At 72.4% G+C, this 6,452-nt stretch carries 6 protein-coding genes; 5 read left to right on the top strand and 1 reads right to left on the bottom strand.

All coding sequences use genetic code 11. The features are described 5' to 3' along the window. The 5 genes from VFB40_RS02990 to VFB40_RS02970 form a co-directional block, all read left to right on the top strand. Nucleotides 1-1,484: dihydroxy-acid dehydratase (locus VFB40_RS02990; protein ID WP_324847704.1), on the top strand; the 1,484-nt coding region annotated here is incomplete at its 5' end. A gap of 27 nt (nt 1,485-1,511) precedes the next feature. After that, complete coding sequence (locus VFB40_RS02985; protein WP_324847703.1) at nt 1,512-2,069, top strand: P-loop nucleotide/nucleoside kinase family protein; 558 nt, start codon at nt 1,512-1,514, stop codon at nt 2,067-2,069. A gap of 153 nt (nt 2,070-2,222) precedes the next feature. After that, nucleotides 2,223-3,251, top strand: coding sequence for an acyl-CoA desaturase (locus VFB40_RS02980; protein ID WP_324847702.1), 1,029 nt, complete (start codon nt 2,223-2,225; stop codon nt 3,249-3,251). A gap of 98 nt (nt 3,252-3,349) precedes the next feature. Beyond that, the gene (locus tag VFB40_RS02975) at nt 3,350-4,171 is read left to right on the top strand and encodes a DUF2334 domain-containing protein (RefSeq protein ID WP_324847701.1); all 822 of its coding nucleotides are present in this window, start codon (nt 3,350-3,352) and stop codon (nt 4,169-4,171) included. Continuing rightward, nucleotides 4,168-5,379, top strand: a complete 1,212-nt coding sequence (locus VFB40_RS02970) for a glycosyltransferase (RefSeq protein WP_324847700.1) — start codon at nt 4,168-4,170, stop codon at nt 5,377-5,379. Before VFB40_RS02975 ends, VFB40_RS02970 begins: the two co-directional genes overlap by 4 nt. Before the next feature lie 123 nt (nt 5,380-5,502). On the opposite strand, the gene VFB40_RS02965 is transcribed toward VFB40_RS02970, so the two are convergent. Next, on the bottom strand, nt 5,503-6,452 hold a 950-nt coding region (locus VFB40_RS02965; protein WP_324847699.1), incomplete at its 5' end, for a putative Ig domain-containing protein.

Genomic DNA, 6,452 nt, shown 5'->3' with positions numbered 1-6,452 from the left:
TCGTCTCCCTCGGGGAAACCCAGGTCCGGCCCACGGCCATGCTCTGGCGCAACATGGCGGCGATGGCCACCGAGGAGATGCTGCGGGCCAACCCCGTCGACGGCGTCGTCCTGCTCGGCGGCTGCGACAAGACGATCCCCTCGCTGCTCATGGCCGCCGCCTCGGTGGACCTGCCCGCGGTGGTCGTGCCCGGCGGCCCGATGCTGACCGGCACCTTCCGCGGCACTGCGCTGGGCTGCGGCACCGACGTGTGGCGGCTGTCGGAGGAGGTGCGGGCCGGCACGCTGTCCCAGGAGCAGTTCGTCCGCTCGGAATCCTCGATGATCCGCAGCCGCGGGCACTGCAACACCATGGGCACCGCCTCCACGATGGCCCTGGTGGCCGAGGCCCTGGGCACGGTCGTGCCCGGCGTGGCCGGCACGCCCGCTCCGGACAGCCGCCTGCTGGAGGCCGCGCACGGCACCGGGAGGCTGGCCGTGGAGCTGGTGGCCGCCGGGCGCCGGCCGAGCACGTTCCTGACCAAGGCGTCCTTCCACAACGCGATCGTGGCGCTCGCCGCCATCGGCGGTTCCACCAACGCCGTCGTGCACCTGCTGGCCATCGCCGGCCGCCTGGGCATCGAGCTGACCCTCGACGACTTCGACCGCATCGGCTCGCGCGTCCCGGTGCTCGTGGACCTCCAGCCGGCCGGCCGCTTCCTCATGGAGGACTTCCACCGGGCCGGCGGCCTGCTCGCGGTGCTGCGCGAAGTCAGGGAACTGCTAGACCCAGACGCGCTGACAGTGACCGGCAAGCCGCTGGTCGACTACCTTGACGACGCCGCGATCTGGGACGCCGAGGTGATCAGGACACGCACGCAGCCGCTGGTCGCACAGGGCGGCATCGCGGTGCTGCGCGGAAGCCTCGCGCCCGACGGAGCGCTCATCAAGCCCGCGGCCGCCTCACCGCACCTGCTGCGCCACCGCGGCCGGGCGCTGGTGTTCGACAGCATCGAGGACTTCCATGCCCGCATCGACGATCCCGACCTCGACGTCGACGCGGACTCCGTGCTCGTCCTGCGCGGCTGCGGGCCGAAGGGCTATCCCGGCATGCCCGAGGTTTCCAACATGCCGCTGCCGAAGAAGCTTCTGACCCAGGGCGTGCGCGACATGGTCCGGATCTGCGACGGCCGGATGAGCGGCACCGCCTACGGCACGGTCGTGCTGCACGTCGCGCCCGAAGCCGCCGCCGGAGGCCCTCTCGCGCTCGTGCGCACCGGCGACATCATCAACCTGGACGTCGAGGCCCGGCGCATCGATGTGGAAGTACCCGCCGACGAGCTCGCCGCCCGCGGACCGCACCCGTCCGCGACCGCGGGCTTCGCCAATCCCCGACGCGGCTGGGAGCGGCTGTACGTCGACCACGTGCAGCAGGCCGACACCGGCGCCGATCTGGATTTCCTCGTGGGATCCAGCGGCTCGGACGTCGCCCGCGACTCACACTGACTGGCTCAGATCGCGGCGCCGGGCAACGTGAGCGAGCCGACTGTCATCATCGTCAACGGGCTGCCGGGCGCCGGCAAGACCACCTTGGCCAGGGCGCTGTCCCAGCGATTGCGGTTGCCCTTGTTCAGCAAGGACGTCATCAAGGAGGCACACGCCGACGTCCTCGGCGCGCAGTCGCCGCAACCGTGGCCGCAGCGCCGCTGGAACGCGAGCCTCGGCGCGGCGGCCAGCGACACGATGTGGGCTCTGCTGGCCGACTCCCCCGGCGGCGCGGTCCTGGAATCCTGCTGGCCCGCCGACTTCCGCGGGCTGGCCGCGGCCGGCCTGGCTCGAGCCGGCGTCGGGCGCCCGCTGGAGATCTACTGCGACGTCCCGCTCGCCGAGGCCCGCAACCGCTTCGAGCAGCGCCATCCCCGTCACCCGATCCACGGCGCGCTGCCCAGTGACAGCGAGTGGGAGCGCTGGCGCCGCACCGCCGGGCCTCTTCGTCTCGGCCCCACCCTCCGCGTGGAGACCAGCGGCACCGTCGACTTGGAGCCCGTCATCGCGTGGATCGCGGAGCACGCATCCACCGGCGCATTTTGACGTCCCGCAATTCATCGAGTCGGCCGATGTGTGGCTGCCGGTGTTCACGGGAAGTGGGGTGCGGTGCCCGACACTGGGCGCGGGCCGCCCCGGGCGCCGGGGCGTGCCGAGACCGACCATCGCAGCGCCCTACCACGAGCAGGGGATACAGCCATGGACGTGGCCGCCGACGCGCCTAACCGCTATACCCGTCCGGTCGTCGCGGACGCCGAGGTCAAACCGCTGCTGGACGCCCCGCAGAACCTCGCGGCGGCCATCACCATGTGGGTATTCGTGATCGGCCCCATGCTGTGCCTGATCGCCGCCGTGCCGCTCGCCTGGGGCCGCGGCCTGTCGGCGCTCGACGTCGCACTCGCCGTGGGCGCCTACCTGGTCTCGGGATTCGGTGTGACGGTCGGCTACCACCGCTGTTTCACCCACCGTTCGTTCAAGGCGCGGCGCGGGCTGCGCATCGCCCTCGCGGTCGCCGGCTCGCTGGCGGTCGAGGGCTCGCCGGTGCAGTGGGTCGCCAACCACCGCCGCCATCACGCGTTCGCGGACCGCGAGGGCGACCCGCACTCGCCGTGGCGCTACGGCACCGACGCCGTGGCGCTGCTCAAGGGGCTGCTGTTCGCGCACGTCGGGTGGATGCTGCGGCGCGAGCTGAGCAATCGGGCCCGGTTCGCGCCGGACATCGCGGACGACGCGGACCTGCGCCTCGTCGGCCGGCTTTTCGGCCCGCTGGCCGCGATCTCACTGCTCGGCCCGGCCCTGGTGGGCGGTCTTGTCACCGGCTCCTGGGCGGGCGCGCTGGAGGCGTTCTTCTGGGCCGGGCTGATCCGGATGGCGGTGCTGCACCACCTGACCTGGTCGGTGAACTCGGTGTGCCACGTCGCGGGCAAGCGGCCGTTCTCCTGCCGCGACCGCGCCACCAACTTCTGGCCGCTGGCGCTGCTGTCCTTCGGCGAGAGCTGGCACAACTCGCACCACGCCGATCCGACCTCGGCGCGGCACGGCGTGCTGCCCGGGCAGCTCGACCCCAGCGCCCGGCTCATCTGGATCTTCGAGAAGCTGCATTGGGCGTACGACGTGCGCTGGCCGCGCGTAGAGCGGATGCGCGCGAACTCGCTTCCCGTGACGGACAGTGCGACGGACCCCGCAGTGGGCGCCGCGGACCGAGGCCGAGTTACTGAGGCCGAGTGACTGAGCCGAGCCCGCCGCGGCGCGTTCGTCTTCCGCCGTTTACCCACTCCCGGCGAGCGCGTCACGGCCCTGTCACCGGAACCGGTGACGCTCCCGGTGTGCGCAGAACGCTGCCCGTCAAACGGGCCCTGGTCGTGTCAGTCCACGATGTGGCACCCGCAACTCTGGCGGAGAGCCGGCGATGGCTCGCCGATCTCGACGCGTTCGGGATCCGCGGCGTGTTGCTCGCCGTGCCCGGCCCGTGGCGCGGAAGCGAACTGGCCGACGCACCCGAAGCGGCCGCACTGCTGCGCAACGCCGCAGCGCGCGGGCACGAGATCGCGCTGCACGGCTGGACGCATATGGCGCAGCCGGGCGGGGGCAGGACCCGGCGCGTGAGCGGGGCGTTCGCCGCGCGCGGGGCCGGAGAGTTCTGGACGCTCGACGAGGCGGCGGCGCGCGACCGGATCGAGCGCGGACGAGCGGTCCTGGCCGCGGCCGGGCTCAACGCGCGGGGCTTCGTACCGCCGGGCTATCTCGCCTCCCCCGACGCCCGCCAGGCGCTCGCAGCGAGCGGGCTGCGTTACTGGACCAGCCACCTCTTCATCCACGACCTGACGGACGGCTCCCGGTTGTTCGCACCCTCGGTCTCACACCGGCCTGCCCGAGCCCACGGCGCGAGCTCGGCCGCTTCCGATCGCGCCGCCCTCGAACGCGCCGGGGAAATGCTCATCGACGGCGCTTCGCGCGCACTGCCCCGGCCGAGCGTCCCGCTGCGCCTGGCGCTGCATCCGGACGACCTGCACCGACCCGGGCTGCGCGAGGTCACGTTGCGCGCCATCGAGCGTGCACTGCGCTGCGGCGCCCGAGCCACCACGTACAGCCACCTGCTCGCCGGCCGCGGTCGGAACGCGACGGCCAAGCCGGCGGCGGCCCGGTGAGGATCGTCCAGCTCGCGAACATGTACCACGTGCGCTCCGGAGGGCTGCGCACGGTGGTGGACACGCTCGGCCGCGGCTACGCCGCGGCCGGGCACGACAGGATCCTGATCGTGCCGGGCGCGAAACGCTCGGTGGCCGAGGACGAGCACGGCACCGTCATCACCGTCCCGGGCACTCCCGTCACCGGCGGCTACCGCATGATCCTGCGCGCGGAGAAGGTGCTTGAGACCCTGGCCGCGCTCAACCCCGACTCGATCGAGGTGTCGGACAAGGCGACCCTCGCGGGGGCGGGGCCGTGGGCGCGCGAGCGGGGCGTGCGCGCGGTGCTGTTCTCGCACGAGCGGCTCGGCGAGATGGTGGCGAACCGGACCGGCGCGCAGTCCGAGTCGCTGCAGAAGGCGGTGCTGCGGTGGACCCGGCGGGTGGTGGCCGGATTCGACGAGGTCGTGGCGACCTCGGCGTTCGGGGAACGGGAGCTCGCCCTGGCCGGCGCGCGCACTATCCGCCGGGTGCCGTTGGGCGTGGACCTCGAGGTGTTCCGGCCCGCGGGCGGTGCGGGCTCCGCCCGATCGGACTTCGTCGAGGTGACGAGACCCGATGTCGTGCGGCTGGTGTATGCCGGGCGGCTGTCCAACGAGAAGAACCCGCAGGCCACGATCGAGACAGTACGAGTACTGCGATGCTGGGGCGTGGACGCGCGGCTCGACGTGTACGGCAGCGGGCCGCAGTGCGGTGCGCTGGCCCGACGGAGCAAGGGGCTCCCGGTCGTCTTCCACGGCCACGTGGCCCGGCGCGCGGACCTCGCCGAGCGGCTGACCGGAGCCGATCTGGTGCTCGCGCCCTCCGCGTGCGAGACCTTCGGGCTGTCCGCCCTGGAGGCGCTGGCCTGCGGGGTCGCCGTGGTCGCGGCGGCCGGATCGGGTGCGGCTGAGCTGGTTTCGCAGACGTCGCCGCCGGGATCCGGAAACGCGCGCCACGACCGCTGGGCGACACCAGGCGCGGCTCCGCCCGGCGCGGGCATCGCCGTCACCCCAACCGGCACGGGCCTGGCCGCGGGGGTGCTGGAACTGCTGACCTACCCGGCGTGCGTGCGAGCCGCCGCGGCCAGGACCCGCGCGTCGCAGTTCCCTTGGTCGGCCTCGGTCGAGCGGATGCTCGCGATCCACCAGGGCGCCCTGCTCGCAGCCGACGTCGCCGACGCCGCCTGACGTCGCCTGAAGCGACCCGCTGCTTCTGCCTCGCGCCTGCGCGGCCCGCGCCACAGCAGACGCTCGCGCCGGATCGGCGGGCCGGCGCGCGGCCCGCCGATCCGGGGTGGTGCCGAGTGGTGATTAGGAGGTGGCTACGTCGTCGTACAGCGTGTACGTCGGGTCACCCGGGTAGTTGTCGTCGACATTGGTCAGGGTCAGCGTGTAGCTGTGGCCGGCGACGATGGACGCGGTCTTCTGCACCCAGCCGGAGCTGGAGACGCAGGTCTTGGCGAGCACCGTGCTGGTCGTTCCGGTGGTGTTGTCCTTCAGCGTGGCGGTGGCCCAGTCGTAGGTCACCGTGTCCGGGCAGGTGACGTTGTACCAGAACGACAGCTTGCTGTTTCCGGAGGCGGCGGTGAAGGTCTGGGTGATCGAGGAGGTGTTGCTCGGGCTGCTGTTGCCGAGCTGCGCGGCGTGGGTGCCGGAGTGCGCACCCGAGGTCGCCACCGAGGTGACGCCGGAGGCCGTCCAGCCGGACAGCGAGCCGGTCTCGAAGCCGCCGTTGACGATCGCGTTGCCACCGCTGCCCGAACCGTTGATGGTCCAGCTGAAGGAGGCGGATCCGCTGGCGCCGGTGCTGTCGGTGGCGGTGACGGTGACGCTGTAGGTGTTGGCGGTGGTCGGGGTGCCGGAGATCAGGCCGCTGCTGGAGATCGACAGGCCCGCGGGCAGGCCGCTGGCGCTGTAGGTCAGGCTGGCGCCGCCGGAGTCAGAGGCGCTGACTTGCAGCGAAACCGCGGTACCGACGGTGCCCGTCTGCGAACCGGGGTTGGTCACGCTGACGGTGTTGCCGCCGCCTCCGTGGGTGAGGATCGCGTGGGAGATGGCGCAGTTGTTGGTGTCGTTCGACCAGCTGGCCTGCTCCGCGTAGGTGCCGAACGTGCCGAAGGTGATGTTCGCGGCGCCGCCGGCGGTGCCGGGGCTGATCCAGGCGCACTCGTCCGAGTTCTCCTGGCCGTTGTACGAGCTGCCGGTGTTGTTGGTCCAGCCGCCGGCCGGGTTCTGGTCCGACATCATCTCGTGCCACTCGT

The sequence above is a fragment of the Actinocrinis sp. genome, from assembly GCF_035650855.1.
Taxonomy (GTDB): Bacteria; Actinomycetota; Actinomycetes; order Streptomycetales; family Catenulisporaceae; genus Actinocrinis.
This window is presented reverse-complemented; position numbering and strand designations above follow the sequence as displayed.